Source organism: Listeria sp. MAN/IMW/UF555 (genome assembly GCF_058684075.1).
Window position 1 is genome coordinate 359,288 of the sequence record NZ_JBZWZS010000003.1, and the last position, 26,030, is coordinate 385,317.

The 26,030-nt window shown below is 38.5% G+C and carries 26 protein-coding genes, 1 other RNA gene and 1 riboswitch; of the genes, 18 read left to right on the forward strand and 9 right to left on the reverse strand.

The window, feature by feature from the left end; genetic code table 11:
• Positions 1 to 33: 33 nt before the first annotated feature.
• The 3 genes from AC4PG8_RS11510 (at position 34) to AC4PG8_RS11520 (ending at position 2,896) form a co-directional block, all read left to right on the forward strand.
• Complete coding sequence (locus AC4PG8_RS11510; RefSeq protein WP_160464607.1) at positions 34 to 1,548, forward strand: gluconokinase; 1,515 nt, start codon at positions 34 to 36, stop codon at positions 1,546 to 1,548.
• Between the two features lie 285 nt (positions 1,549 to 1,833).
• Positions 1,834 to 2,100: signal recognition particle sRNA large type (gene ffs, locus AC4PG8_RS11515), an RNA gene on the forward strand.
• 154 nt (positions 2,101 to 2,254) lie between these two features.
• Positions 2,255 to 2,896 carry a hypothetical protein gene (locus AC4PG8_RS11520; RefSeq protein WP_010991411.1) on the forward strand — a complete coding sequence of 214 codons (642 nt, stop codon included), beginning with the start codon at positions 2,255 to 2,257 and terminating at the stop codon, positions 2,894 to 2,896.
• Positions 2,897 to 2,939: 43 nt separating this feature from the next.
• Here the strand turns inward: AC4PG8_RS11520 and AC4PG8_RS11525 are convergent, their stop codons facing one another.
• Positions 2,940 to 3,095, reverse strand: coding sequence for a hypothetical protein (locus AC4PG8_RS11525; protein WP_003768596.1), 156 nt, complete (start codon positions 3,093 to 3,095; stop codon positions 2,940 to 2,942).
• A gap of 442 nt (positions 3,096 to 3,537) precedes the next feature.
• Here AC4PG8_RS11525 and AC4PG8_RS11530 point away from each other — a divergent pair, with 442 nt between their 5' ends.
• From AC4PG8_RS11530 to AC4PG8_RS11565, 8 genes are all read left to right on the forward strand, one after another.
• Positions 3,538 to 4,902 (forward strand): PTS sugar transporter subunit IIC, encoded by a 1,365-nt coding sequence (locus AC4PG8_RS11530; RefSeq protein WP_010991410.1) that lies wholly within the window; start codon positions 3,538 to 3,540, stop codon positions 4,900 to 4,902.
• 133 nt (positions 4,903 to 5,035) lie between these two features.
• On the forward strand, positions 5,036 to 5,257 hold the full coding sequence (locus AC4PG8_RS11535) for a hypothetical protein (RefSeq protein ID WP_003721028.1): 222 nt from the start codon (positions 5,036 to 5,038) through the stop codon (positions 5,255 to 5,257).
• A gap of 2 nt (positions 5,258 to 5,259) precedes the next feature.
• Complete coding sequence (locus AC4PG8_RS11540) at positions 5,260 to 5,442, forward strand: DUF3188 domain-containing protein (RefSeq protein WP_003728589.1); 183 nt, start codon at positions 5,260 to 5,262, stop codon at positions 5,440 to 5,442.
• Positions 5,443 to 5,459: 17 nt separating this feature from the next.
• Positions 5,460 to 5,924 carry a DUF3284 domain-containing protein gene (locus tag AC4PG8_RS11545; protein ID WP_003739909.1) on the forward strand — a complete coding sequence of 155 codons (465 nt, stop codon included), beginning with the start codon at positions 5,460 to 5,462 and terminating at the stop codon, positions 5,922 to 5,924.
• A gap of 250 nt (positions 5,925 to 6,174) precedes the next feature.
• Complete coding sequence (gene dnaX, locus AC4PG8_RS11550) at positions 6,175 to 7,914, forward strand: DNA polymerase III subunit gamma/tau (RefSeq protein ID WP_492170390.1); 1,740 nt, start codon at positions 6,175 to 6,177, stop codon at positions 7,912 to 7,914.
• 29 nt (positions 7,915 to 7,943) lie between these two features.
• On the forward strand, positions 7,944 to 8,261 hold the full coding sequence (locus AC4PG8_RS11555) for a YbaB/EbfC family nucleoid-associated protein (RefSeq protein WP_492170391.1): 318 nt from the start codon (positions 7,944 to 7,946) through the stop codon (positions 8,259 to 8,261).
• Positions 8,262 to 8,370: 109 nt separating this feature from the next.
• Positions 8,371 to 8,967: a recombination mediator RecR gene (gene recR, locus AC4PG8_RS11560; RefSeq protein ID WP_003764287.1), complete on the forward strand. Its 597-nt coding sequence runs from the start codon at positions 8,371 to 8,373 to the stop codon at positions 8,965 to 8,967.
• A gap of 14 nt (positions 8,968 to 8,981) precedes the next feature.
• A complete protein-coding gene (locus AC4PG8_RS11565; protein ID WP_003764285.1) occupies positions 8,982 to 9,224 on the forward strand; it encodes a YaaL family protein in 243 nt (80 codons plus the stop codon).
• 44 nt (positions 9,225 to 9,268) lie between these two features.
• Here the strand turns inward: AC4PG8_RS11565 and AC4PG8_RS11570 are convergent, their stop codons facing one another.
• The 6 genes from AC4PG8_RS11570 to dhaK1 all read right to left on the reverse strand — a co-directional run bounded on the left by AC4PG8_RS11570 (position 9,269) and on the right by dhaK1 (position 14,137).
• A complete protein-coding gene (locus AC4PG8_RS11570) occupies positions 9,269 to 10,111 on the reverse strand; it encodes an aldo/keto reductase (RefSeq protein ID WP_003764284.1) in 843 nt (280 codons plus the stop codon).
• Positions 10,112 to 10,237: 126 nt separating this feature from the next.
• Positions 10,238 to 11,077: a Cof-type HAD-IIB family hydrolase gene (locus AC4PG8_RS11575; RefSeq protein ID WP_160464605.1), complete on the reverse strand. Its 840-nt coding sequence runs from the start codon at positions 11,075 to 11,077 to the stop codon at positions 10,238 to 10,240.
• Between the two features lie 117 nt (positions 11,078 to 11,194).
• Entirely contained in the window at positions 11,195 to 12,046 is an 852-nt protein-coding gene (locus AC4PG8_RS11580) for a MurR/RpiR family transcriptional regulator (RefSeq protein WP_033533796.1), read from the reverse strand.
• A gap of 105 nt (positions 12,047 to 12,151) precedes the next feature.
• Complete coding sequence (gene dhaM1 / locus AC4PG8_RS11585) at positions 12,152 to 12,526, reverse strand: dihydroxyacetone kinase phosphoryl donor subunit DhaM1 (RefSeq protein WP_003772863.1); 375 nt, start codon at positions 12,524 to 12,526, stop codon at positions 12,152 to 12,154.
• 3 nt (positions 12,527 to 12,529) lie between these two features.
• Positions 12,530 to 13,126: a dihydroxyacetone kinase ADP-binding subunit DhaL1 gene (dhaL1, locus tag AC4PG8_RS11590; protein ID WP_003772864.1), complete on the reverse strand. Its 597-nt coding sequence runs from the start codon at positions 13,124 to 13,126 to the stop codon at positions 12,530 to 12,532.
• Positions 13,127 to 13,147: 21 nt separating this feature from the next.
• Complete coding sequence (dhaK1, locus tag AC4PG8_RS11595; protein ID WP_033533798.1) at positions 13,148 to 14,137, reverse strand: dihydroxyacetone kinase subunit DhaK1; 990 nt, start codon at positions 14,135 to 14,137, stop codon at positions 13,148 to 13,150.
• Between the two features lie 183 nt (positions 14,138 to 14,320).
• Between dhaK1 and AC4PG8_RS11600 the strand changes: the two genes are divergently transcribed.
• The 3 genes from AC4PG8_RS11600 to darA all read left to right on the forward strand — a co-directional run bounded on the left by AC4PG8_RS11600 (position 14,321) and on the right by darA (position 16,816).
• Positions 14,321 to 15,700 (forward strand): aminotransferase class I/II-fold pyridoxal phosphate-dependent enzyme, encoded by a 1,380-nt coding sequence (locus tag AC4PG8_RS11600; RefSeq protein WP_492170392.1) that lies wholly within the window; start codon positions 14,321 to 14,323, stop codon positions 15,698 to 15,700.
• Between the two features lie 52 nt (positions 15,701 to 15,752).
• On the forward strand, positions 15,753 to 16,379 hold the full coding sequence (gene tmk, locus AC4PG8_RS11605) for a dTMP kinase (protein WP_003772867.1): 627 nt from the start codon (positions 15,753 to 15,755) through the stop codon (positions 16,377 to 16,379).
• A gap of 107 nt (positions 16,380 to 16,486) precedes the next feature.
• Positions 16,487 to 16,816, forward strand: a complete 330-nt coding sequence (gene darA / locus AC4PG8_RS11610) for a cyclic di-AMP receptor DarA (RefSeq protein WP_003739897.1) — start codon at positions 16,487 to 16,489, stop codon at positions 16,814 to 16,816.
• A 216-nt stretch (positions 16,817 to 17,032) separates the two neighbouring features.
• Here the strand turns inward: darA and AC4PG8_RS11615 are convergent, their stop codons facing one another.
• Together AC4PG8_RS11615 and AC4PG8_RS11620 are read right to left on the reverse strand one after the other, a co-directional pair.
• Complete coding sequence (locus tag AC4PG8_RS11615) at positions 17,033 to 17,119, reverse strand: putative holin-like toxin (RefSeq protein WP_221768959.1); 87 nt, start codon at positions 17,117 to 17,119, stop codon at positions 17,033 to 17,035.
• A gap of 751 nt (positions 17,120 to 17,870) precedes the next feature.
• The gene (locus AC4PG8_RS11620; RefSeq protein WP_492170393.1) at positions 17,871 to 19,604 is read right to left on the reverse strand and encodes a 1,4-beta-N-acetylmuramoylhydrolase; all 1,734 of its coding nucleotides are present in this window, start codon (positions 19,602 to 19,604) and stop codon (positions 17,871 to 17,873) included.
• Between the two features lie 162 nt (positions 19,605 to 19,766).
• On the opposite strand from AC4PG8_RS11620, the gene AC4PG8_RS11625 reads away from it, so the two are divergent.
• The 4 genes from AC4PG8_RS11625 (at position 19,767) to AC4PG8_RS11640 (ending at position 25,728) form a co-directional block, all read left to right on the forward strand.
• The gene (locus AC4PG8_RS11625; RefSeq protein ID WP_003772870.1) at positions 19,767 to 20,333 is read left to right on the forward strand and encodes a TetR/AcrR family transcriptional regulator; all 567 of its coding nucleotides are present in this window, start codon (positions 19,767 to 19,769) and stop codon (positions 20,331 to 20,333) included.
• Positions 20,334 to 20,435: 102 nt separating this feature from the next.
• Positions 20,436 to 20,603, forward strand: a riboswitch (M-box (ykoK) riboswitch).
• A 284-nt stretch (positions 20,604 to 20,887) separates the two neighbouring features.
• Positions 20,888 to 23,458 (forward strand): magnesium-translocating P-type ATPase, encoded by a 2,571-nt coding sequence (mgtA, locus tag AC4PG8_RS11630; protein WP_194322752.1) that lies wholly within the window; start codon positions 20,888 to 20,890, stop codon positions 23,456 to 23,458.
• Positions 23,459 to 24,589: an FtsW/RodA/SpoVE family cell cycle protein gene (locus tag AC4PG8_RS11635; protein ID WP_185484541.1), complete on the forward strand. Its 1,131-nt coding sequence runs from the start codon at positions 23,459 to 23,461 to the stop codon at positions 24,587 to 24,589.
• Positions 24,586 to 25,728 (forward strand): FtsW/RodA/SpoVE family cell cycle protein, encoded by a 1,143-nt coding sequence (locus tag AC4PG8_RS11640; RefSeq protein ID WP_492170394.1) that lies wholly within the window; start codon positions 24,586 to 24,588, stop codon positions 25,726 to 25,728. The genes AC4PG8_RS11635 and AC4PG8_RS11640 overlap by 4 nt, the downstream gene beginning before the upstream one ends.
• The last annotated feature ends 302 nt before the right edge of the window (positions 25,729 to 26,030 follow it).

Genomic DNA, 26,030 nt, shown 5'->3' on the forward strand with positions numbered 1-26,030 from the left:
ATGAAAAGAAACAAAGATATGAGGTGAAATGTTTTGACGAGCAAATCTTACATAATGGGCGTAGATATTGGGACTTCAAGTACAAAAGCAGTACTTTTCAATGAACGTGGTGAGGTTATTTGCCGGGAAGCTACGCATTATGAATTAGTGACGGATGAAACGGGGAAAGCGGAAGAGAGTCCTACTGAAATTTTTGAAGCAGTCATAACATCTATCCAAGGCGTAATGAAGGATATAGATAAAACAGAACTAAAAGGCATATCATTTAGTTCGGCGATGCATAGTTTAATTATGGTAGGAGCAGACGGAGAGCTTTTAACTGAATGTATCACTTGGGCGGACGGACGAAGCAGTGAGGCGCTTGAAAATATAAAAAGGGATAATTACTTGTTTCAACTATATGAAGCGACAGGGACGCCAATACATCCAATGAGCCCCTTTGCTAAAATTTGTTGGCTAAAAGAAGATGAACCACAATTATTCCATCGCGCGGAGAAATTTGTCGATATTAAATCTTACATTCTGAATCGTTTGTTTGGCGTCTGGGTGATGGATGAATCGTTAGCATCAGGAACCGGACTTTATAACATTTTAGAGCATGACTGGGAATTTGAAGCAATGGAAATCGTCAAATTAACCCCAGATTATTTGCCAAAAGTAGTTCCAGAAACCTACCAATTACATGGCGTGAAAAAAGAATACGCGGACTTAATGGGTATTCCGGAAAACTTGCCATTTATTGTAGGTGGAAGTGATGGAGCGCTTGCGAATATTGGTATTCAAGCAACAGGGCGAAATGACGTGACGATTACTGTAGGTACGAGCGGGGCAGTTCGGAAATTAACAAATGAATTTCAGGTGGACTCGCGTGGTCGGACATTTTGTTATGGTGCTGGGGATGGCTATTTTATCGCTGGTGGTGCCGTCAATAATGGCGGGAAAGTAGTGGAATGGGGATTACAGCAATTCGGATCTGAAAGTGAGATTATGAATCGCGATTTTGCCAGTTTCATTGCTCATATAGATGAAGTAGCTCCTGGAGCATCTGGATTGCTCTTTCAACCTTATTTACTTGGCGAGAGGGCTCCGTTTTGGACTAACGATATTCGTGGGGGCTTTGTTGGGCTTACGATTAATCATTCCAAAGCACATTTTGTTCGCGCGATTTTAGAAGGAATTGCGTTTAATCTCGCGGAAGTCTATGAAGCAGTTTCGGCTCCGGATGATATTATTTATGTGACGGGTGGTATTTCTGGGCATGATGCTTGGTGTAGATTGCTGGCTGATATTTTAGACCGGGAAGTTCGCGTGCCACATACAATTGAAGGTTCTAGTTTAGGCGCTGCAATTATCGGAATGCGCTCGCTGGGTATTTTAAAAACGTTGAATCTGGAACAAACGCTTCCAATTAAAGCAGTCTATCATCCTAGTGAAAACACGAAGAAATATGCAGAATTACGTCCGATTTTCAAACAAGTTACAACACAATTAATGGCTAGCTACAGCATGCTAAATAGCTGGCAAAAGAAGTTTGATTATAACAGCTAATTTTTGTGTTTCATGATATAATCACTAAAAGAAAAGCGATAATGTGAAGTAAGGGGGAGAAGACTATGAATAAGAAAATAGTATGGATAGCTTTAACATTAGTAGGTATTTGCGTAGTTGGAACAATTATTGCAGCAATCATGAGTGTTTACTTACGTTAAAAAATATTTCCCCGTTTTCTACTTGCACTTTTTACACTAAAAAGGTACACTAGTAATTGAGCTCTTTTCAGAGTTTGCGCTAAATATCTTTTTATTTGGCACTTAATTATTGGTAGCAAATTTGTCGTGCTAGACGGGGAGGTAGCGGCGCCCTGTAACCCGCAATCCGCTCTAGCGGGGTTGAATTCCTCATTTGAGGCATCGTAATTGTTTGGTCTGCCCTTGACAAGTGGTGTTGAAGGTTGGGTCTTGCGCAATGGGAACCTGTGAACCATGTCAGGTCCGGAAGGAAGCAGCATTAATCAGTGCTTCTCATGTGCCGCGAGGTTGCCTGGCCCGAGCTAACTATCAAGGTAACGCAGGTGATTGCATGTCGATGTGAGGTGCGCGACACTAATTTTAAATATATTAAGGACTATTTTGCTTATCGCGAAATAGTCTTTTTTCTACAAAGCAGCTACTAAACTTATAAAAGTAATGTATAATCCTCCATAAACTGGTACAATATAATTTAGTAAAGCAATTCATGACAAAGGATGAAAATAATGCAACAACTAAAATCTAAAAAGAAATGGCTGCCCGCTTTAATCATTGCAGTTTTAATAGGAATCCTTGTAATCTTAGCAATTATGTTTGGCTTTTTTCAGCGCCAAGAAGTATTCGATAAATACGACGTTGCTTACGAAATAGACGGCAAGTTATATGAGGTTTTTCCAATTAGTGCAACCGATATCGGGGTAGATAAAAAATCTAAAGACAAGCACCTCTACTTCCGTGTAAATAGTTATTACAATATCGATTATTTATTCCGTCTAGCGTATAAACAATATGAAATAAATGAACCTTCGACAAATAAATATTACTCAGGTTTGATTGACTACAGCGTGGCCGATAATGCTTACGTTACACAAAAAGATGTGTATATCACAAACAATGAATCTTATGCAACATATGACTTTTTTGATAAAAATGGCAAGAAAATCTATTCTTATAATCCTGAAGAAACCTCAAACGATGATTATATCGTCCGGATTAAACCTACCATTTTACAAGGTTACGAAAAAAGCGACATTGGTAGTTATGATGATTACTTAGATATTACAAGCTTGTTTAAAGACAAACTTGGTATGAATGTAAAAGTTCGAATTGATGAGGATAAAGAAATGGTCATCTTTTCTATTAACTAAAAAAAGAGCCCCGGTAGCGGGGCTCTTTTTTGTTTGAAGTGAGTTAATCGTCGTCTGTTTCACGTTCGGCTGGCTTTTTCTTTTGTTCTTCCGCGGTTTTTGGTTCTTTTATATCATCTGGAAATACAATCGAAAAATGTTCTTTTTTCACAACTTTACTATTTTTCGACTCTTCCGGCATATCACGTTTGACTGCCATATTTATCACCTCGAATTGTTGGTATTACTTAGCTTATGCTCATTATAACACAGAAAGGAAAATCTATGAATTAAGTGAAACTGTGTAATGTTAGCGCTTACTTACACAGTTTTTTAGGCATGTGTGTAATAGTGCTTCATTGGTATAAATGATAACGATTACAAGTGATAATCGTATATTTTCTTACTCTTAGATACTTGGCACGGAAATTGCAATAGATTAAAGTGAATCTAAATGTAAGCCTTATCATGAAGCGGAGAGGAGGACTCCCAAAATTTCACGAGGTCATGCAAAGGTTCCATCTGATTTGTTTTAGCAGTAGGGATTGCTAAAACAACGTAAACAGATATAGTTGATAAACCTAAAGGGGAAGATACATAGAAATTATATTTTGTTTAAAGAGATGAGCAGTAAATAAAAAAGGTTAATGGGAGGATAAAATATGAATGGTTTGACAGCATTTTTAGAGAAATATTTTGTACCAGTAGCTGCTAAAATTGGTTCGCAAAAACATTTAGTGGCGCTACGTGATGCTTTTATTTCTACAATGCCAATTACAATGGCTGGGTCAATTGCAGTACTTTTAAATGCGTTTTTTAGGGATTTTCCAACTGACTGGGGATGGACAGGATTTGTGGAAGCAATGCAACCACTTATCGGGATTAATGGATATGTATACAATGGGACGTTAGCAATTGTTTCAATTATTTTTGCATTTTCACTAGGTTACAATTTATCAAAAGCATATGAAGTAGATCGATTAGCTGGGGGGCTAGTTTCTCTTGCTGCTTTTGTTATGAACTTAACTGTTACTGTAAGCTTAGACGCAGTAAAAGCTGCTATTGCGGCTTCTAATGCTAATTTTGATGTCAATACTTTACCAAAAGAATTTGCTGGGATTTACGGGTTCTTTAATCTTAGTCAAGTAAATGGTACCGGATTGTTTACTGCAATGATTTTCGGTTTTATATCAACTATTATTTATGCGAAATTAATGCGCAGAAATATTATTATCAAAATGCCAGATTCTGTTCCACCGGCTGTAAGTAAAGCTTTCGCGGCAATCATTCCTGCGTTAGTTGCACTTTATGTTGTTGGTATTATTGACTGGGCATTCTTCAAAATCACAAATATGGACGTTATTACTTGGATTTCCAAAACAATTCAAGAGCCGTTATTATCACTTTCGCAAGGGTACGGAGCTGTTTTACTAGTTACTTTCTTAGTACAACTACTATGGTTCTTCGGGATTCATGGTCCGAACGTACTTGCTCCGGTTCTAGAGTCACTTTGGGGTACAGCACAACTACAAAACATTAGTGCAGCACAAGAAGGCGCTAAATTACCATTCGAATGGGTACGTGGTTCTTTCGATGCGTACGTATGGATGGGTGGATCAGGCGGTACACTTGTACTAATTATCGCTTTACTAATGTTCTCGAAACGAGCGGATGCACGAACAGTTGCGAAATTGTCTCTTGCACCAGGTATATTTAATATTAACGAACCAATCATGTTTGGTTTACCGATCGTATTAAATACAATTTACTTAATACCTTTCATTATCGCACCAATGGTAATGGTAACAATCGCTTACTTTGCAACAACACTTGGCATTGTCGGCCCAGTTAAAATTGCAGTAGTTTGGGTAATGCCGCCACTTCTGAATTCCTTCTTAGCAACCGGGGGAGATTGGATGGCGCCAGTAATTTCACTCATAAATATGGTCGTCGCGTTCTTGATTTGGGTACCATTTGTTATTACCGCAAATCGCGTTGGTGTACCGGAAGAAGAGATGAAAGCTTAGAAAATAATAAGTTTCTGGCTAGGTGCAGCTAATTGTGCCTAGCCAGTATATCATGTAGGAAATCCTGCGCCATTTTTATTCATTGCAAGAAGCGAAATATAACGTTAAACTATAGAAAAGGAGGTTTTTTTAAATGATTATTCTTAATTGTCCAATGAAACGTGATTATATTACTGAATTACTTGAAACATACGATAAAGACGGTGTAACTTTTAAAAAAATTGCTGAACAAGGTATGAAACTTACTTTTGAAACAAATATTGAAGACGAAGAAAAAGCAGCAAAAATCGCCAAAGAAACAATAAAAGCAACTGAAATAGGCTCTGTACTCTATTTCCAAGTTAGTGTGGGTTGAAAATGAAAATTGTTAATGCACTATTTATTATTAGTATAGGTCTTATTATTATTATGTTTAGTCCTTCTTATGGAAAAGATGGGATGGCTAGTGTACCTCTTCTAGTTACAGGACTTGCGGTTGTTTTAATTGGCTGTGTATTCATCGTGCTAAAAATCCGTAAAGATAAGAAAGAAAAGAATTAGAAGGAGTCGATTGAAAAGTGAATGTCACACAGAAATTATATATTTCTCAAAAAGAATGCTTTGATACACTAGTTAGCTCAGCCATTTATGATGTGAAAAATGCCACTGGTAAAACGCTTCAGATGCGCAAACTAGAAGGATATAAATACCAACGAACAATGTCTAACGGCGCACTTGCTACTACAAAAATTTTGAAAGTAACTCCTAATGAGTTATATCAATTTGAAACAAGCAGTCGAGTAAACACGCATACGACGACTTATACGATAAAGTCAACAAGTGAGACAACTTGCGAAGTGACTTATAACGAATTAATTGAAACGGAAAAAACAATGAATAAAATGAATAATATTATTGTTGGTTTTATGTTTGGCTTCTTCCGGAAAAAACGTGTGAAAAATTTGTTGAAATCAATTGAGCTTTCGGTTATAAATGAAAGTAAGAAGAAGCAGGAGAAATTGGCTGCTAAAAGTGAACAGTAAGGTTTGGAATCGGGCTTTTTCGGGGGTCTGGTTCTTTTTTTGAGGGGTTTTGTTTTTTAGTTTTTGGTGGTGGTGGTTTTTGAAGCTAGCCCGACTCAGGACGTTTTGAAAGTTCTATTAAGGATTAAATCATCGCTGCGCTCAGATTTATATTGAAGAACTAAATCAAAATAAAGTACATTTTGAAACTTCTTCAACAATACGTTATAATAAAACTACTAAAATGGTTTTAGGTGAAGGAGAGTGGCAGATGGCGTATCAGGCTTTGTATCGGGTTTTTCGGCCGCAGTCGTTTCAGGATGTTGTTGGACAGGAACATGTGACGAAAACGCTTAAAAATGCCATTGTGCAAAATAAAACTTCGCATGCTTATTTATTTTCTGGACCTCGGGGGACGGGGAAGACTAGTGCGGCGAAGATTTTTGCGAAGGCGATCAACTGTGAACACGGCCATGACGGGGAGCCTTGTAACGAATGTGAGATTTGTAAAGGTACGACGGATGGTTCTATACCAGATGTTCTTGAAATCGATGCTGCCAGTAATAACGGGGTTGAAGAAATTCGAGATATTCGGGAAAAAGTAAAATATGCGCCAACTGTGGCGAAATATAAAGTATATATTATCGATGAAGTGCATATGTTGTCGACGGGAGCCTTTAATGCGCTACTAAAAACGCTAGAAGAGCCGCCGAAACATGTCATTTTTATTTTGGCAACAACAGAACCACATAAATTACCACTAACGATTATTTCACGGGTGCAACGGTTTGATTTTAAACGAATTACAACCCAAGATATTATCGGACGTTTGAAATTTATTTTAGAAGAAGAAAAAATCCCTTATGACGAAAAAGCGTTGATGATTGTTGCGCGTGCCGCTGAAGGTGGGATGCGTGATGCGCTTAGTTTGCTCGATCAAGTTATATCTTACGGGTCAGAAGAAGTTACAGTGGAAGACGCGCTAGAAATAACGGGTTCGGTTGCTCAAAATCTCCTTACGAAACTAGTAAGCGCAGCGTTTGATGGCGATGCAGCAGAAGCGATTTCGACTTTAACAGCTTTACTTGCAGAAGGAAAAGACCCAGTTCGTCTAGTGGAAGATTTACTTGTTTTCTTCAGAGATGTATTGCTATATCAAAAAGCGCCAAACCTTGAAGAAACATTAGAACGGGCTTTGATAGATGATGATTTTGTTGCTTTGGCAAAACGAGCTGATTCACTAAAAGTTTATGAGTTTGTTAAAATTTTAAATACAGCTCAGCAACAAATGCGGTTCTCGAATCATCCGGGAATTTATGTAGAAGTGGCGCTTGTTCAGTTAACGCAAGCTGGGCAATCAGCGGTAAGTGGTGGAAATGTATCAGTGGACGCAGCTTCTGGAAGTGACTTCGCGGACTTAAAACGCCAAATGGAGCAAATGCAGCAAGAACTTCAAACATTAAAAAAACAAATTGCGAGTGGAGCAGTTGCCACCCAAACTGAAAAACCAGCACAAAATCGTGGTGGATCTAAAAAAGCCATAAACAACGGCAAGCAATTTAAAGCACCTATTGGTAAAATTAACCATGTATTAGGTGAGGCTAAGAAAGAGAATTTACAGTTAATCCGTGGTTGTTGGGGCGAGCTTTTATCCATGTTGATGGCATCCCAGGCAGCACTTTTAAATGATGCAGAACCTGTAGCTGCATCTCAGGATACTTTTGTGTTAAAATTTAAGCATGAGATTCACTGTCAAATGGCGATGGATAATCCAAACTTTGTTGAAACCATCACATCGAGTATTGCGCGACTGACTCAAGTAAATTATACTTTTATTGGAATCCCAGAAGATCAATGGGCTGAAGTAAGAGAAAATTTCCTTCATAGTCATGGTAGCGACGGTGATGCGGAGGAAGGTACAAATCCAGAAGCTAAAAAACCGGCGGAAGATCCTTTTGTTGCAGAAGCCGCAAAACTCGTTGGTGAAGATTTGCTTGAAATTAAAGATTAAAAAACAATAGAAGAAAGAGGAGATTATTCATGCGTGGAATGGGAAATATGCAAGGTATGATGAAACAAATGCAAAAAATGCAAAAGGAAATGGCGAAAGCTCAAGCTGATTTAGAAGCTCAAGAGTTCACTGGAACAGCTGGTGGCGGAATGGTTACATTAAAAGCTACTGGTAAACGCGTCATTACTGATGTTGTTATAAACGAAGAAGTAGTTGATCCAGAAGACATCGAAATGCTACAAGATTTAGTACTTGCAGCAACAAATGATGTATTAAAACAAATTGAAGATACAACTTCACAAACAATGGGCAAATTCACACAAGGATTAAATCTCCCTGGAATGTAATATTGTTTGGTTTGAGACTCTTGGCTTAATTACAAGAGTCTCAACTATTTTTCAATAAAATGTTCCACGTGAAACATTGTGTATTTTGAAGGTGAGAGGAAGACGAGATATGCATTATCCTGAGCCGATAACGAAATTAATGGACAGTTTTATGAAATTACCGGGAATCGGACCCAAATCGGCAGCAAGACTGGCTTTTTACGTGCTAGATATGAAAGAAGACGATGTATTAGACTTTGCAAAAGCACTTGTGGATGCAAAGCGGAATTTAAGCTTTTGCTCTGTTTGTGGTCACATTACAGATAAAGATCCGTGCTATATTTGCTCGGACACATCCCGCGATCGCAGTGTTCTTTGCGTGGTGCAAGAATCTAAAGATGTTATCGCAATGGAAAAAATGCGCGATTTTCACGGGCTATATCACGTGCTTCACGGCACAATTTCGCCAATGGACGGAATTGGCCCAGAAGATATTAATATTCCTGATTTGCTTAAACGTTTGCAAGATGACACCATTGAAGAAGTTATTTTAGCAACCAACCCCAATGTTGAAGGGGAAGCCACTGCGATGTATATTTCGCGGTTGTTAAGACCTTCAGGCATAAAAGTAACAAGAATAGCTCATGGTCTGCCAGTAGGTGGAGATTTAGAATATGCGGATGAAGTCACGCTTTCTAAAGCCATGGAAGGACGAAGAGAAGTATAAACAGAGGTGATAAAATGGAGTCCAGAAGTAATAAGTTCGGTCGGAAGAAAAACAAGAAAATCGGAAAACTACACAAATCCTATGATGCTTATCTGATGGAATTGATTGAAGTCACGCAAGAAAAGTGGCATAAGCAGAAAGTTTTAATGCGAAAAAGTTTTGAGTACGATCCTAATTTAGAATATGAGGAGAAAAAGGCGGAAGCTCGCTATTTTTACCTCTTTAAAGAAGCTCGTGCACGTCAATTAAAGAAATAAAGAAAAAATCTACTAGACCATATTGGAATAGTAGATTTTTTTTATTATATTTCAGAACGGACATACATTACATCTGGCGCATGGCTAACTCGCTCACCATTATTTAAACGCTCGACTTGGCGCATATCTGCTTCTGTTAATTCAAAATCATAAATATCTGCGTTTTCTCTTATTCTTGAAGGCGTTTCTGATTTTGGAATGATTGAAATATTATTTTGCAAATGCCAACGAAGAACAATTTGAGCAGGAGATTTACCATGTTTTTTCGCTAAATCAATCAGAATTTGCTCTTGTAAAACGCCACCTCGGCCAAGCGGGCTCCAAGCTTGATGAACGATATGCAATTCCTCTAAATAACGATGTAACAGCTGATTTGGAAAGTGTGGATGTGTTTCCAGTTGATCGACTACTGGAAGAACGTTGGCGCTTGTACGAAGTCGGTCTAAATGGTGCGCTTCAAAATTACTCACGCCAATCGCGCGAACAAGCCCTTCGTCATATAGTTTTTCCACAGCACGCCAAGTTTCGAAAAAAGTATCTTGTTTCGGCCAGTGGACTAAATATAAATCAACTTGGTCTAATTGTAGTTTTTTCTGAGATTTTTCAAAAGCACGGAGCGTTTCATCGTAACCTTGCTCCGTATTCCACATTTTTGTCGTTACAAAAAACTCGTCCCGTTTTAAGCCACTTGACGCAAAAAAGTCACCGAGTTCTTTTTCATTATGGTAAAATGAAGCCGTATCAAACAAGCGATAACCGACATCTACCGCAGTTTCTAGTGCAGTACGCATACGCTGTTCGTCCGTTAGTTTGTAAACCCCAAAACCATGTCTAGGCATTTCGATTCCGTTGTTCAGTCTGTATGTATCCGAGAAAGAAAGTGTCATTTAATTAACCTCCTACTTTAGTTTACTAACTTAAGCATACCAGAAAATGGATAATTTCTGTAGAGTGAAGGGGTTGATTTGGAGGGTTTTTTATAGATAATAAAAAAAGGCTGAAACTCAGCCTTTTTAATTCGTAATTAAACTATTTAGTACATGCGCAATTCCGTCTTCATTGTTGGATAAGGTGATGGAGTTGGCAGCTGCTTTTAATTCGGGGACGGCGTTACTCATGGCGATTCCTGTTCCGGCGTATTCGACCATGGTGATGTCGTTGTGGCCATCTCCAAAAGCAATGATATTTTCAGCGTGTATTCCCATTGGTGTTAAAACCGTATCGAGTGCTTTGGCTTTATCGATGCCTTGAGCTGTGAATTCAAAGTAGAAATCTGCTGTGAAGACACAATTAAGTGTATTTTTGAAAGGCGCCATCATTGCTTGATAATTTTCTTGCATATAGGCCGGATCGCCTGCCGTTAGTATTTTACTGAGACGGTAATCTAAAAATGCAGCTAAATCATCTTTTTCACAGAGTTTAAAATTTCCTCCGCGAGACTCATATTGAATTATATTTATTACTTCGCCGCGGTAAGGGACGTAGCAGTCGTACACATCATTTGTATACATATAATCCTCTTTATCAATCATTACTTTCACTTCAAATTGTTTCATATGTTCCAAAACGGCTTTTCCTTCTGCAACCGTAAGCGCTTGGTTGAATAATTCTTCATTTGTCGCGCAATCCACTACTTTAGCGCCGTTGTATGAAACGAGCAAGCCGTGGTGTTTTTCCATTTCTAATTGTTCAGCGTATGCGTGCATCCCAGTTGTTGGTCTGCCGGATGCGAGGATAAGTTTCACGCCATTTTGTTGCGCGGTGATGAGGGCTTTTTTTGTTTCGGATGAGATTTTTTTGTCGTCGTTTAATAAAGTGCCATCAATATCTAAAATAATTGCTTGAGTTGTCATGTAGTTTAGCTCCTTTTTTTCTTTATTGTATCATTAGAAAACAAGAAAAAGGCAGGAGCGTCGCATATTGAGAGCTTTTTTTCATTTTGATAGGAAATAGGTGCTTTTTTTGAAAAATCATTCCAATTCGCTATTCATTTTTTGATAATTGGTTGTTTTATATTGAATGTTTTTTTCATAATCGTGATTAAAATAAACAGAATAAAGTGTGTCGAAAATACTTAGTAATGACTGCCGTGTTGAGAATGAAGAGACTTTGTTGTAATGATTTTCGGCGGAGGCCATATAGATTTTGTGAGTGGCGAATTCGACTAAAGGGTTTGCTTGCATGGAAGTAATTAAGATTATATCGACATCGTTTTCGGAGAGGATTTTGACTACTCTTTGAAGGGTTCGGCTTCGTCCGCCGTAGGAAACAACGATAGCAATATGATCTTTATCACTATTTGCGGCAGACAAACTTTGAATATAATCTTCCTCAGGGACATTGACTAAAACGCCGATTTCTTGCATTTGAAATTTGAAGTTTTGCGCGAAAAATAAATTAGCGGAAGCGGCGTAAACATCTATTGTTTTTGCCTTAATTAATTTTTCGCCAATCTTTACAAGTTCTTCCGGATCGGCGTTGTTTAATGTTTCGTCAATCGTTCCTTTGTAGATTTGGTTTAGATTGGTCATTATTTGATAAGGCGTATCTGACTCTAAAATAGGGTAATCATAGTTTATTTCTTTTTCTTCGTTAGTTTCGCGAAGGCTTGAGGCGATTTCGATTTTTAGTTCGCCAATGCCGTTCAGCCCTAGTTTGTTGATTAAGCGATAGATTGTTGCAGCAGAGACGAATGCGGCTTGGGCTAGCTCTTTAGGCTTGAATTGAAGCGTTTTTTTCGGATTTGCCACAATGTAATTGGCAAGTTCTTTTTCACTATTAGTTAAATTAGTTAGTTCGCGTATTTTAATTAAAATATTCATCGTTTCAAATCCTAACTTTTTAGAATGGGAATTTATTTTAAGTAATTATACCATTAAATAAAAAAGTCCCTCTAGACAAAAAAGCATCTAAAGGGATTTTTTCAGTTATTTAATTTCGATTGTTTTAAGATTTGCTGCGATTACTTCCGGTTTTTCGTCCATTTGAATTTGAGCAGCAGTAGCATAAGCTCCCTCTAAAATGGGGGCATTAAAAAGAATAATTTCTTTTTCACTAATTTCTTCTACTGTTTCAATGTTCATTTTGGCGCTTCCAAGGTCATAAAAAGTGTAGACTTTGTCGGCTTCATTGCTTTCAATCGCTTCGTTTACTGTGTCGAAACTTGTGCCAATGCGACCATCTTCTGTTCCACCAGCATGCGTAATAGATACGTCAGGTGCGATTTCTTTAATGATATCATGGACACCTTTTGCAACATCTTTGGAGTGAGAAATAATGACAACTCCATAAGGTTTAGCCATAATTCAGCTCACCTCCGTTTGAAGCATTGCGTGGAATAGGAGAGCAGAAGAGTAGGCGCCGGGATCGAGATGCCCGATAGACCGTTCACCTAGATAGCTGGCACGTCCTTTTGTTGCTTTTAAATCTTTTGTTTTTTGTAAAGCTGCTTCAACAACATCATCTGTTAAATCTTCCTGATGAAGGGCATTCACAACTGGTTCCCAAACATCAATCATTGTTTTCTCGCCAGCATGGGATTTACCGCGTTTTTCGATCCCTTCAAGTCCTGCTTCAATCACTTTGGTTAAGCCTTCTGAGTCAATTGTTTCTGAATCGACCGCTTTACTCATGTTTAAAAAGGCTGTTCCATAAAGTGGTCCAGATGCGCCGCCGACCTTGCTAACCATTGTCATCCCAGCGGTTTTAAATACATCTTTTAAATCTGCTGGCTCTTTTTCGGTAAAAGCTTTTTTGAGTTCGCTTAGTCCGCGAGCCATATTGATTCCGTGGTCTCCGTCGCCAATCGCTTGGTCGAGATCACTTAATAATTGTTTGTTTTCTTGTACGCGTTCGCCGAAATCATTTAACCAGCGTAACGCCCAATCTTTATCATAAGTCATTATTCATTCCTCCAAATCTTTTTACCAAGCAATTGTGTCTACTGGAAGTTTCAACATATCGACCCATTTTTCATCTTCTAATTTCAAAATGGTAAGGGATAATCCGGCCATTTCAAGTGAAGTCATATAATCGCCAACGAGTGTTTTTTCAACTTGAACACCGGCATTTTTTAGAAGTTCATGGACATCATTTGCGAAAACATATTGTTCCATTAGTGGTGTTGCGCCCATGCCATTAACAAGGACAACCACTTTATCACCAGCTAGGAGTTTGCTTTCATTACTAATACGTTCATAAAGTTGTTTAGCAAGTCTTGCGGATGGCATAATTTTTTCACGCGTAAAGCCAGGTTCACCGTGGATACCAATGCCAAGTTCAATTTCGTCGTCGCCAAGCTCAAAACCAGGATGTCCAACCTCGGGAACTGTACACGGAGAAAGAGCAACACCAAGCGTTTTAACAGAAGCAATTACTTTTTCGCCGAGTGCTTTTAGTTCTTCAAGGGATGCGCCTGCTTCTGCGGCTGCCCCGATAATTTTATGCACTAGAACCGTCCCAGCAACACCACGACGTCCAGTTGTAAAAGTACTGTCTTCAACAGCAATATCATCATCTACTACAATTTGTTCTACTTTAATATCATCGGCATCCGCTAAATCTGCCGCCATTTCAAAATTCATTACATCACCGGTATAATTTTTTACGATTAAAAGCACACCAGCGCCTTGATCTGCGGCTTTAATACCTTCATAAATTTGGTCTGGGGTTGGGGAAGTGAAAACATCGCCACATACAGCCGCAGAGAGCATTCCACGACCCACATAACCAGCATGAGCCGGTTCGTGACCAGAACCTCCGCCGCTTACTAGCCCGACTTTTCCTGGACGTTTATCATTTCTTGCAATGACGCGAGTTCCTTCGACACGGTGAACAACATCTGCGTGCGATTTAACTAAACCTTCCACCATCTGTTCTACTACTTGATCTGTACCGTTAAGAATCTTCTTCATCTGACAAAAAACCTCCTTTAAAATTGTCCTCTTACCTCAATTTCCCTTTACTAGAAAGTCAAAACGTGGTTGCTGTCTTTATTATACAACTTATAAAATGAAAACGCTTTAAAACTGCAAGAATGTGTCATAAATCCAGCAAAATGGTACAATGAAGAAGAGAATTTGAAAAGGGGAATTGTTATGCGAGATCAATCTAAAATGCCTTTAGTGGAACGGTTAGATGCTCATGCTAAATCCTGCCCAATATCACTCCATGTCCCAGGCCACAAAAGTGGAGCCATTTATCCAGCTGTATGGCAAAATTTATTAAAATGGGATGTAACAGAAATCACCGGGATGGACGACTTACATCACCCAGAAGACGTGATTTTGGAAGCAGAGGAGTTACTTTCTGAATGCTATGGAAGTAAAAAAAGCTATTTTCTAGTCAATGGGACAAGCGGAGGAAGCTTGGCGGTTATTATGGCAACGTTAAAGCGCGGGGAGAAAGTTTTAGTGCCAAGAGATGCACATAAATCAATCTTGCATGGCATCGAACTCGCCGGTGGAAAACCGATTTTCTTAACTCCGGCAACCAATAAAGAAGTCGGCGTCGCGAGTGGCGTGACAACCGAACTTCTGGAAGAAACCTTACATAATCACCCAGATATAAAACTATGTATTTTCACTTATCCGAGCTATTACGGAACGACTTTTAATTTGGAAAAATGTATTCGAATTGCGCATCAGTATGGCGCGGTTGTGTTTGTCGATGAGGCGCACGGGGCACATTTTTTAACGAGCTCTGAGTTTCCAAAAAGTGCAGTGGAGCTTGGTGCGGATGTAGTTGTTCAGTCGGCGCATAAGACGCTACCGGCGCTAACGATGGGATCCTATTTACATGTCGTGAATGATTTACCGGTTTTTGAAAAACTAGCTTATTATCTGCAAGTATTTCAAACGAGTAGCCCATCTTATTTAATCATGGCGTCACTTGATGCGGCGCGGAAATATGCGGCAACTTACACAGCGGCAGACGTTGAAGCTTTTTGGAAAATGCGCGCCAGATGGATTAAATGGCTAACAAAAAATAAATTTGAAGTTATTTTGCCGGATGATCCGCTTAAAATCATCGTCCGTAAAACAGGCTACACGGGCTACGAATTGCAAACGATTTTTGAAGAAAGTTCTTATTTCCCAGAGCTTGCCGACGAGTCACAAGTGTTACTGATTTTACCATTAATTAAAAAAGGGATTGATTTCACACCGATTAGTCGGATTCATTCTCCGTCGAAAAAAGAAATCGCGAAAGAACCATATGAAATGTCAGTGCCTTGCGCGTCAGGTCTTGCGTTAACTTACGAAGAAATGCACGCCCGCGCGACCGAATTTGTGTCATTAGATGAAGCTACGACACGCGTTTCGGCTGAAACAATCTCGCTTTATCCGCCGGGAATCCCAGCTATTATTCGCGGAGAAAGTATCACAGAAAAACATATCCGCGAACTAAAAAGTATTCGCTCGCGGCACTACCAAGGCGGCGAAAAACTAGCCGAGAATTACATCCGTATATTCCGCTAATTTATGCTATAATCAAACAGAAAGCGACGCGAAAGGGAAAGGAAATTACGAAATGAAAGCAATTTTTATTACACTTGAAGGTCCAGATGGTTCTGGAAAAACAACTGTCGGCACCCTGTTAAACCAAAAAATGGAAGAAGCGGGTATTGATTTCATTAAAACCCGTGAACCAGGTGGCAGCCCGATTTCAGAAAAAGTAAGAAATATCGTCCTCGGAATTGGCAATGAAGAAATGGATCCAAAAACAGAAGTACTGCTTATTGCAGGTGCACGCCGTCAACATGTTGTTGAAACAATTCGCCCAGCTCTAGCAGCAGGGAAAACAGTACTTTGTGACCGCTTTATGGATAGCTCTCTTGCGTACCAAGGAGCAGGACGTGACATGAATATGGAACAAGTTTTACAAGTGAATTTATATGCGATTGAAGATACAATCCCTGATCGGACCTACTACCTTGATGTACCCGCAGAAGTCGGCTTAGCTAGAATTGCTGCTAACAAAGGCCGCGAAGTTAATCGCCTAGACAAAGAGGACATTACTTACCACGAAAAAGTACAAAATGGTTATGAGAAAATTATCCAAATGTTTCCAGATCGTTTCATGCGAGTGGATGCAACAAAGACGCCAGAAGAGATTACTACTATTATTTTAGCAGATATTTTAAAGCAACTAACTTAACATTCCATGTGACTTAAGTACCAATCCATAAGTGCATATCGCTCTTTAAAAAAGGATTTGTTTGCTATAATAGAAAAAAGATAGATTTTTAGGAAGGGTTGATTTCTTTGAAACTCATATTTGCGATAGTCCAAGATCAAGATAGCAACCGTTTGTCTGACGCACTAACAAAAGGCAATTTCGGTGCGACAAAATTAGCTACTACGGGTGGATTTTTAAAAGCAGGAAACACCACATTTATTATCGGAACAGAAGATGAACGTGTAGATGATGCACTAGCGATAATCAAGGAAAACTGTAAAGCACGCGAACAAATGATGACACCATCCGCTTCCTTAGGTGTGACGGTAGATACGTATGTGCCTTACCCAATCGAAGTACAAGTTGGCGGCGCAACAGTGTTTGTAATGCCAGTTGAGAGTTTCCATCATTTTTAGGACAGATAGTGGGAAAGCAGGTTTGCGATAAGGGCTACCTGTTTTTCTTTTATTTCAGACCTTGGCAAATCAGTTTGAAATGTGTTACTATGTAAATGAAAAGAGAGCCATGCGCTAACATGACTCCCAAACAGCAGCACCGTTAAAAAGACGGTGGACAAGGTTTAAAAATTGATAGATAATCGTCTTTTCGCACCCGTCAAAGTGTAAAGACGATTATTTTTTTTGTTTATTAAAGTCTAGTATCAGCACAACCAATGTGGCAAAAGCCAACATTAAAGTCATTGCTTCAAATACAGACATGCTTTATTCCTTTCTAGGAGTAAAACCTTTGTAAACCATAGGCATCACCCCCTACTGAGGATTAGCCACCGTCTATTCACTTTGCTACTGCATTTACTATTAGAGCATTCAAAATTCTTTGACAAAAGTTATGTATTAAAAAATTTTCTTAATGACATACAGCAGAGATAAAATCTAGCCATACAATAAACTAGATAAAATATGGCATATACGCCTCCACTAGAAATAAGACGTGCACGATGGACTTAATTGCGAGTATAATATTTTCAATCAGATTAACTAAATTTAGATAGTAAGAGAAAATAAATATTATTAAGAAAGAAGGTTGTTATTCTGGGCTTAGAATGGTCAATAAAATCAAAAGAAGATTATGAAGAAATTTTGAAAATTATAGAAAAGAGTATTATTGATTCGGGGATAAAAGATGTGAGGTCATACTTCAATGGTTTTTGTGTGCCCTCTGGTATTGAAAAGTGGCCCGATTTAATGGATTTCAACATCTATCACACTAATGAAGAAACTTATATATATTGCTTATTAAATTCAAGCCTAGCAGAAGCCGAGTTAACGATGAAAAAGATTAAATGGGAATTGGATGCTTTAAACTATCAATGCGAGATAGATGAATTATAACCAATAGGCTCTGCTATTCAGGAACTGTTTAGTTTAATAAAAAAACCGCAGACAAAGCAATTTCTCGCTTTATCCGCAGTTTCAGACCTACCTCGCTCAGGAGTTAGGTTTTTTATATTCACTTAATCGTCAATTTTTGACCAACATGAATCATATTGCTTGTTAACTTATTCCAAGCTTTAATATTATCTACAGTTGTTTTATATTGTCTTGAAATGGCCCAAAGTGAGTCACCTTTTTTGACAGTGTATGTTTTTACTGCGGAGTTGCTTGGTTTATTTGTGCTTGGTTTAGCAGCGTTTGTGTTGTTTGTAGTTGTTCCAGCGCTAACTTTAAGTTTTTGTCCTGGGTAAATGAAATCGGATTTCAGGTTGTTCCAAGATTTTAGGTTAGCAACCGTGTAAACTTTAGCGTTGGTGCTAGTGCTTGGTTTAGACGTGTTGGTATTTGTGCTCGGTTTTGATGTGTTTGTGTTGTTTGTAGTTGTTCCAGCACTTACTTTAAGCTTTTGTCCTGGATAAATGAAATCGGATTTCAGGTTGTTCCAAGATTTTAAGTTGGCGATTGTTACTTTATGATTAGTCGCGATTCTCCAAAGCGAGTCGCCTTTAGCAACCGTGTAAACTTTAGCGTTAGTGCTAGTGCTTGGTTTCGATGTGTTAGTATTTGTGCTTGGTTTTGATGTATTCGTGTTGTTTGTCGTCGTACCAGCGCTAACTTTAAGTTTTTGTCCTGGGTAAATGAAATCGGATTTCAGGTTGTTCCAAGATTTTAGGTTAGCGATCGTTACTTTATGGTTGTTCGCGATTCTCCAAAGCGAGTCACCTTTTACGACTGTATAAATTTTAGCGTTGGAAGTGTTTGTATTTCCAGTGTTTCCGGTATTACCAGTATTCCCTGTGTTACCAGAATTTCCGCCAGTTGTTTTGCCGCTATCGTATTGCGTTAAATTATATCGGCTAATTAGGTCGTTTAATTTCGTTGCATAGGCTGTATCCGTTGCATAAGTTCCCGTTAAAGCTTTGGTTGCGTCTTTGTAGGACTTAGTATTACTTTTCCAAACTTTGGAGTAGTAATTTGAATTCCAGCTTGGGCCGTTACGAATAACTTTGGCATAGTCTTCAAGTGATTGATGGTAAGAAGGGTATTTTCTGAACTTAGCTGTGATTGTGTAGTAGTTTCCTTTACCGTCATCTTCTAATGTTTGTTTAGTGTATGATTGGCCGTTGTAAGCTCCTTTAATTCCAAATAGGTTATAGTTAGGAGCAGAGCCTAATTCACTTGTTCCATAAGCACTTTCTAAAATTGCTTGGGCGATCATGACAGATGCGTATAAGTCATTAGCTGCTGCGATTTGGGAAGAGGATGCTTGGATAGAATTAATAAAGCTTTGGATTGTAGCTCCTGAACGTAGCGCTGTTTTTTGTACTAAATTATAAGTCGCTGGAGTAGGAGAACTTGTTTTGTCATCTGGATTGCTGACTGTTATGGGTTCAGCTGGTGCTTTTTCAACTTGTTTTGCAACTGGTGCTTTTTCTGTAGGCGTAGTGGCTTGTTCTTTTGTTTCAGTTTGTTTTGTTTCGGTTTTATTTTCTACTGTTTTATCAGGTGTTGCTGTTTCAGTATTTGTGTTAGTTTCTGTTGAAGCAGTTGGATTTGCTGTTTTAGAAGATTCGTCTGCGGGTGCTGTTTCATCAGCGCTAACCATTACTTCAATTCCTGGAACAGTAACAGAGGTCGCTATGGCTGTAACTCCAGCAATTGTTGCCCCAGTTTTGAATTTGTTACTTTTTTTATTCTTCTTTTCTTCTTTCAAAGCTTCTAAAATACGTTCTTTTCTCGTTTTTTGCATGGTAAGTCACTTCCAATTCTTTTAAATATTCTACCTCCATTATTACACACTTCACATATCTTATGACTGTTATCGACAAATTGTAATTAAATTGTCAAAAAGGTCGGTATTTGTTATACTTAATATAAGCAAGTGCTTACTTAGTTGAACGGGGGTAAAATAATGATTACAAACGAATCCATCATGGATGCAACGCTTTGTATGATGGCAAAAAATGGCATAAAAGGCTCCACAACAAGACAATTAGCAGAAGCCGCTGGAATAAATGAAGCAACAATTTTTAAAAAATTTAAGAACAAAGATAATTTAATTCATATGACTCTTGAAGTGCAATTTGAAAGTATGAAAGCCGAAATCAATCAATTTTTTGATAAAGATTTTGAAAGTACTAAAGTATTTTTACGTCAAGCAAGTCAGTTTATTTCAGATATTTATGAAAAATATCGTGATTTCATGGTGATTTCTGTTCGGGAAATGGGCAGTAAAGATATGGAATTTATTGATCCGTCAATTGTCGAATATCTATACGAACGGGTTAATCAAAAAGTACAAGAAATGGTTCCAAGTAAGAACTCATCCCAAGAAGCAGATGCAATTTCTTTAATTTTAAATAGTGTTATTTTGCTAATCATGGTAGAGAAAGTGCGAGATGATATTTATAAACGCCCGCCAACGATTACGACAACTGCAGATGCCTTAGCAGATGTTTTGTTAAAATTATTGAAATAAATCACGAAAAGTTAAATAAAAGTTAAACATTTTACATTTTGTCTTGCGAGCATAGATTTTCTATGTTAAACTCGTAGACGATTAGAGCGATAATAAATATGTAGTTTTGCCTGTTAGGTGAGGCTCCTATGCAAACACAGGCCACTGCCCAAAAATGTCCAAAGACGCCAATGGGTAGAACAGGGATTGTCGGATTAAGGCTTTCCATAATGTGGCTAAGAGTAATTCTTTACGTTGTATAGTGCCAAAACTTTAGCGAGGGGAGTCTGTTTTAGTATGCGTATGAATTCAGAAGTCCTTGCCAAGGTTTTGGTAAGGACTTTTTTCATGTTTATTATGAAAATAATTATCTGGAAATGAAAATCTTTTTTTCAGACAATTACGCTTAAGTAAAATTCGGAAGGAGATGAAGGCAATGGCCCACCATCAGGAAGATGAAGTAGAAGAACCGGACTCGTATTATAGTAATCAAGCTGCAAGAGTGACTAACCTTCATCTCTGGCGCACATAAACGTTATTCTCAGCTTGCCTAGAAAGAATTGGAGGCAAGGAAAATGAAAAAAACACACGTAAAAATGCAAGGTAACAATTTGCTCAAAGAATCACAAATGGATAGAAATAAGATTTTAGAAAAATTAGGTGTAATGGAAACAGGACTAACGAACGTAGAGGTTACAGAAAGACTAGCCGAATTTGGTCCTAATCAAACAGTGGAAGAAAAGAAAGTATCGAATTTACGGTTATTTATCCGGGCGTTTAATGATCCTTTTATCTATATTTTAATCATGTTAATGGTGATTTCGTATTTAACAGATGATATGGAAGCGACAATAATTATGTCATTAATGATCTTAGCTAGTGGAATTCTTGGATTTGTTCAAACGAGTAGAGCAGAGCGGGCTAGCTACGCGTTAAAAAATATGGTGAAAAATAAAGTGAACGTTATTCGGAACGATGAAATGATTGTAGTAGCACAAGATGAAATCGTACCCGGAGATTTAATCGAAGTTTCAGCGGGGGATATTATTCCAGCAGATGCACGCGTTATTTCGGCGACAGATTTATTAATTAATCAGTCAGCACTTACAGGCGAATCAATTCCTTCAGAAAAATTTGTGGAAGACAAACGCGCTAATCCGGAGCTTTTTGAACGGGAAAACTTATTATTTATGGGGACAGATGTGTTAAGTGGGCACGGAAAGGCGGTTGTTTTACGAACAGGAAGCGCGACATTTTTCGGCTCATTGTCAATCGCAGCTACAGAACGTCGCGGCGACACTAGCTTTGATAAAGGCGTTAAGTCAATTTCGAAATTACTCTTTTATTTTATGGTTGTAATGGTTCCGATTGTATTTATGATTAACGGTCTTATGAAAGGCGAGTGGTTAGAAGCATTTCTTTATGCGGTAGCGATTGCGGTTGGGCTCACTCCTGAGATGCTACCGATGATCGTCAGCACGAACTTGGCAAAAGGCGCCATCAATATGTCGTCGAAAAAAGTAATTATGAAAGAACTGAGTGCAATTCAAAATATCGGCGCGATGGATATTTTATGTACGGATAAAACAGGCACGCTCACAGAAGATAAACTAGAACTTGTAAAATACATTGATAGTGCTGGTGAAACTTCCGAAAGTGTTCTAAACATGGCTTATTTAAACAGCTACTTCCAAACTGGCTGGAAAAACGTATTAGATCATGCTGTTATTGCCAAATTGGATGAAAATACTGCATCAGGATGGACAAAAGTTGGTGAAATCCCGTTTAATTTTGATCGGCGTCGTCTGAGTGTAGTAGTGGAAAATAATACAGAGACAAAGATGATTACAAAAGGCGCGGTAGAAGAAATGCTCACAGTATGCACTCATAAGGAATTTGGCGGTACTATTTCTACACTAACTGAATTAGAAAAGAATGAGCTTCAAGAAATGTGTGCAGAAATGAATCGCTCAGGAATTCGAGTAATTGGAGTAGCGTATAAAACTGGAAAAGCCGGCGAATCATTCACTAAAAAAGATGAAGAACAGATGATTATTGCAGGATTCCTAGGGTTCCGCGACCCAGTAAAAGCATCGACGAAAGAAGCAATTACACAGCTATTTAAGAACCAAATTAACGTGAAGGTTTTGACAGGAGATAACGAAATCGTTACGAAACGGATTTGTGAGGAAGTAGGTATACCAGCGAATGGATTTTTACTTGGCGGGGATATTGAAGACTTATCTGATGAAGAACTCACGCGCGAATTACGGAAATACCACATTTTTGCGAAATTAACACCAATGCAAAAATCGCGTATCATTGGTTTGCTAAAAAAAGCAGGACATACTGTTGGCTTCCTTGGAGACGGGATTAATGACGCGCCAGCACTTAGGAAAGCGGATGTTGGTATTTCTGTTGATACAGCGGCAGATATTACAAAAGACGCAAGCTCAGTAATTTTACTGGAAAAAAGTTTAACGGTATTAAATGATGCGGTTATGGAAGGGCGTAACGTATTTGGTAATATTTTAAAATACTTGAAAATGACAGCTAGTTCCAATTTTGGTAATGTGTTTAGTGTTTTGGTGGCAAGTGCATTTATTCCCTTTTTACCAATGCTATCTTTACATCTTTTACTACAAAATCTGCTTTATGATTTCTCACAATTAACGCTCCCTTGGGATAAAATGGATCGGTCGTTTTTGAAAAAGCCGCATCAATGGGAACAAAAAGGCATGTTGCGCTTTATTCTATGTATTGGGCCAGTAAGTTCGATTTTTGATATTGCGACGTTTCTAATTATGTGGTTTGTATTTAGTGCGAACACGGTAGCAGAGCAAGCTTTATTCCACAGTGGTTGGTTTGTTGTCGGCTTACTCACTCAAACTTTAGTTGTGCACATGATTCGGACAGAGAAAATACCTTTCATTCAAAGTCGGGCAGCTGCTCCGGTAATGATTGCGACACTAATCGTGATGGCATTAGGTATTGTGATTCCGTTTACCGGATTTGGTCACAGTATAGGTTTTGTGAGCTTACCTGGTAGTTATTTCCCATGGTTAATCCTTATTCTTGTTGGTTATATGGCTACGATGCAACTAGTGAAAACTCTTTACATTCGGAAATTCCGGGAGTGGATTTAAATGCGTGCGGGCCGACTGCTCTTTGTAACGTATTTGCTTCTGGCAGTATGGAGTTTGCTACTTGTTTATAGCACGAGTTATGGGGTTGCAATCATGCGTTACAAAGTGGATCCTAGTTATTTCTTTAATAGGCAGCTCCTCTTTTATGGTCTTGGTCTTTTGGGCTTGCTTATTTGCTCGCGTATAAATGTGAAATTATTTTATCAGCGGGTGACGTTGCGTATTCTTTCTTTGGGTCTTCTAGGTCTATTAGTTTTAGTGCTTGTAACGGGTAATGCGGCTAATAATGCTCAAAGATGGTTGTCTATTTTCGGAGTGACATTCCAGCCTACTGAAACTGTCAAATTGCTATTAATACTTGTGATTGCGACTGTTTTCTTGCGGAAAGGCTGCGGGGTGCGAGTACAACATTGGGTGCTAGGCTTTTTGTTTCTTACTATAGCATTAGTCTTCTTACAGCCGGATCTCGGCACGGCTTTAATTTTAGGTGTTATTGGGGTCGCTTTATTTTTAACGAGCGGAGTTGGCCTCTCACGCCTCGTCCGGGTATTTATCTGGGCTTTTGGTCTGTTAATCCTTGTAGCAACACTGATTTATTTCTTTCATCCTGATTTTTTTAGCACTGCAAAATTAGGCAGATTTGCTTTTTTGGATCCTTTTAACCTTGAAAACTTAGATGCTTCTTATCAACTTAGAAATGGCTACTATGCGATTGGAAGTGGTGGGATATTTGGGACTGGATTAGGAGGTAGCATCCAGAAATTAGGTTATTTGCCGGAGCCGCATACGGATTTTATTATGACGGTTATTGCGGAAGAGCTTGGTGTTTTTGGTGTTATTTGGACGATTTTTTTATTAATGTTACTCAGTTTTACCGCACTTTATATTGCTGTTTGTAGTCATTTTATTTTCGATTCGATGGTTTGTATTGGAGTTGCCGCTTGGATTTCGGTGCAGATGTTTTTGAATCTTGGAGGAGTGAGTGGGATTATTCCGCTTACTGGAGTTCCGCTGCCGTTTATTAGTTACGGGGGTAGTTCGGTAGTCATGCTTTCATGCGCAGTTGGGTTTGTAATGGCTGCTGCAAGGCGGAACTTACTAGCTAAATCTAGAGAGGTCGTGTATTTATGAAGCGGGATATTCAATATAATCGAATTATTTTATCGGTGTTCTTATTGTCGTTAGTGAGTTGTGTAGCGATTTATTTTGCTCAGAAGACAAACCAGTATGATACCAATTTTTTAGGAATGCAGTTGGTGTTTTTGGTAATTGGGGGACTTACCTGTTTTGGTGTTTCGCGCCTGCCGGTAGAGTTTTTGCGACACCATGCGATTTGGCTCTACGTCATTATGGTGATTACACTACTTGGAATACTCATCCCAAACCCTTTAGTCCAAAATATAAACGGGGCAACGCGGTGGTATCGCTTCGCTGGATTGTCCTTCCAACCATCTGAAGTGGTCAAATCGATTTTTATTTTTGTATTGGCACATTTTGCTGTAAAATATCAAGCGCAGAAATGGAAGCAGTTAGGCATTTTAGCGGCGCTTACTGGGGTTGTTTTGCTATTAATTATGAAACAACCAGATCTTGGTACGACAATTGTTTACGGAGTTACGGCGCTTGCGATTATTTTGCTTGCTATAAAATCAACTAAATTAATGGTTGGCATTATAACTATCATTTTAACGACAGTGACGGTTGGAATGTATGTAGTCGTTTATCATATTAGTTTACTGGAAAAAATCGGCTTTCATGCTTATCAATTTGCGCGGATTCAGACGTGGCTTGACCCTACTACTGATCCAGATGCGGTCTATCAACTTAATTTATCGATGAAGGCTGTTGGTTCGGGGATGATGACTGGTAGTTCTGGTACAAACGCTTATATTCCTGAAAGTCATACAGATATGATCTTTAGTACGATTGGTCATCAATTTGGCTTTGTTGGTGTCAGTTTGTTGTTAATTTTATTTATGCTACTTATTCATCAATTAATTATGGCAGCTCTTTTGATGAAGAATACTTTTTCTTCGCTAGTTTTAGCAGGTTTTGCTGTAAGTTTTGCATTTAATATTTTTGAGAACATTGGTATGACAGTCGGACTTATGCCGCTTACGGGGATTCCGCTTCCTTTTATCAGTTATGGTGGGAGCGCGGTGCTTGGTAATTTCATTGCAATAGGTGTTGTATTAGCGATTATCCGGTCAGACGCCGATTTAGTAGAAGAAAAAAACCAGCTGTTTGAACTATCCCCTAAAAAACATTAATTTTAGGGGAAGTCCAGACAATGTTGATGAAGGATTTTTTGCTTGGATAGAGAATACTGTAATTATATGGTATAATCCTTGTGAAATAGAAAACAAACTCAGTAAGTGGAAATTAAATAAAGGGAGGCAAGAAGTATGTCTTGGATAACGCCTTACGTCCCAATTATAATAGAAGCTGTGTTAGTTATTGGTATTGTTTTTATAGGATTTAAGCTTTATAAAAAGTTTCGATTATCAAAGAAATAACATGAATAAAAAAAGATTCCTAAAGTTAGTTCTGAAAATCTAACTCTAGGGATCTT

What these genes read in the sequence shown, in the direction of transcription:
- AC4PG8_RS11565 (WP_003764285.1), top strand. Translation starts at nt 8,982, where the DNA reads ATGGAGTCCAGAAGTAATAAGTTCGGTCGGAAGAAAAACAAGAAAATC.
- AC4PG8_RS11530 (WP_010991410.1), top strand. Translation starts at nt 3,538, where the DNA reads ATGAATGGTTTGACAGCATTTTTAGAGAAATATTTTGTACCAGTAGCT.
- AC4PG8_RS11540 (WP_003728589.1), top strand. Translation starts at nt 5,260, where the DNA reads ATGAAAATTGTTAATGCACTATTTATTATTAGTATAGGTCTTATTATT.
- AC4PG8_RS11535 (WP_003721028.1), top strand. Translation starts at nt 5,036, where the DNA reads ATGATTATTCTTAATTGTCCAATGAAACGTGATTATATTACTGAATTA.
- dhaM1 (WP_003772863.1), bottom strand. Translation starts at nt 12,526, where the DNA reads ATGGCTAAACCTTATGGAGTTGTCATTATTTCTCACTCCAAAGATGTT.
- AC4PG8_RS11555 (WP_492170391.1), top strand. Translation starts at nt 7,944, where the DNA reads ATGCGTGGAATGGGAAATATGCAAGGTATGATGAAACAAATGCAAAAA.
- AC4PG8_RS11575 (WP_160464605.1), bottom strand. Translation starts at nt 11,077, where the DNA reads ATGACAACTCAAGCAATTATTTTAGATATTGATGGCACTTTATTAAAC.
- dhaL1 (WP_003772864.1), bottom strand. Translation starts at nt 13,126, where the DNA reads ATGACTTATGATAAAGATTGGGCGTTACGCTGGTTAAATGATTTCGGC.
- AC4PG8_RS11520 (WP_010991411.1), top strand. Translation starts at nt 2,255, where the DNA reads ATGCAACAACTAAAATCTAAAAAGAAATGGCTGCCCGCTTTAATCATT.
- AC4PG8_RS11625 (WP_003772870.1), top strand. Translation starts at nt 19,767, where the DNA reads ATGATTACAAACGAATCCATCATGGATGCAACGCTTTGTATGATGGCA.
- AC4PG8_RS11620 (WP_492170393.1), bottom strand. Translation starts at nt 19,604, where the DNA reads ATGCAAAAAACGAGAAAAGAACGTATTTTAGAAGCTTTGAAAGAAGAA.
- AC4PG8_RS11600 (WP_492170392.1), top strand. Translation starts at nt 14,321, where the DNA reads ATGCGAGATCAATCTAAAATGCCTTTAGTGGAACGGTTAGATGCTCAT.
- AC4PG8_RS11580 (WP_033533796.1), bottom strand. Translation starts at nt 12,046, where the DNA reads ATGAATATTTTAATTAAAATACGCGAACTAACTAATTTAACTAATAGT.
- AC4PG8_RS11635 (WP_185484541.1), top strand. Translation starts at nt 23,459, where the DNA reads ATGCGTGCGGGCCGACTGCTCTTTGTAACGTATTTGCTTCTGGCAGTA.
- tmk (WP_003772867.1), top strand. Translation starts at nt 15,753, where the DNA reads ATGAAAGCAATTTTTATTACACTTGAAGGTCCAGATGGTTCTGGAAAA.
- AC4PG8_RS11615 (WP_221768959.1), bottom strand. Translation starts at nt 17,119, where the DNA reads ATGTCTGTATTTGAAGCAATGACTTTAATGTTGGCTTTTGCCACATTG.
- dnaX (WP_492170390.1), top strand. Translation starts at nt 6,175, where the DNA reads ATGGCGTATCAGGCTTTGTATCGGGTTTTTCGGCCGCAGTCGTTTCAG.
- AC4PG8_RS11525 (WP_003768596.1), bottom strand. Translation starts at nt 3,095, where the DNA reads ATGGCAGTCAAACGTGATATGCCGGAAGAGTCGAAAAATAGTAAAGTT.
- recR (WP_003764287.1), top strand. Translation starts at nt 8,371, where the DNA reads ATGCATTATCCTGAGCCGATAACGAAATTAATGGACAGTTTTATGAAA.
- mgtA (WP_194322752.1), top strand. Translation starts at nt 20,888, where the DNA reads ATGAAAAAAACACACGTAAAAATGCAAGGTAACAATTTGCTCAAAGAA.
- AC4PG8_RS11640 (WP_492170394.1), top strand. Translation starts at nt 24,586, where the DNA reads ATGAAGCGGGATATTCAATATAATCGAATTATTTTATCGGTGTTCTTA.
- AC4PG8_RS11570 (WP_003764284.1), bottom strand. Translation starts at nt 10,111, where the DNA reads ATGACACTTTCTTTCTCGGATACATACAGACTGAACAACGGAATCGAA.
- dhaK1 (WP_033533798.1), bottom strand. Translation starts at nt 14,137, where the DNA reads ATGAAGAAGATTCTTAACGGTACAGATCAAGTAGTAGAACAGATGGTG.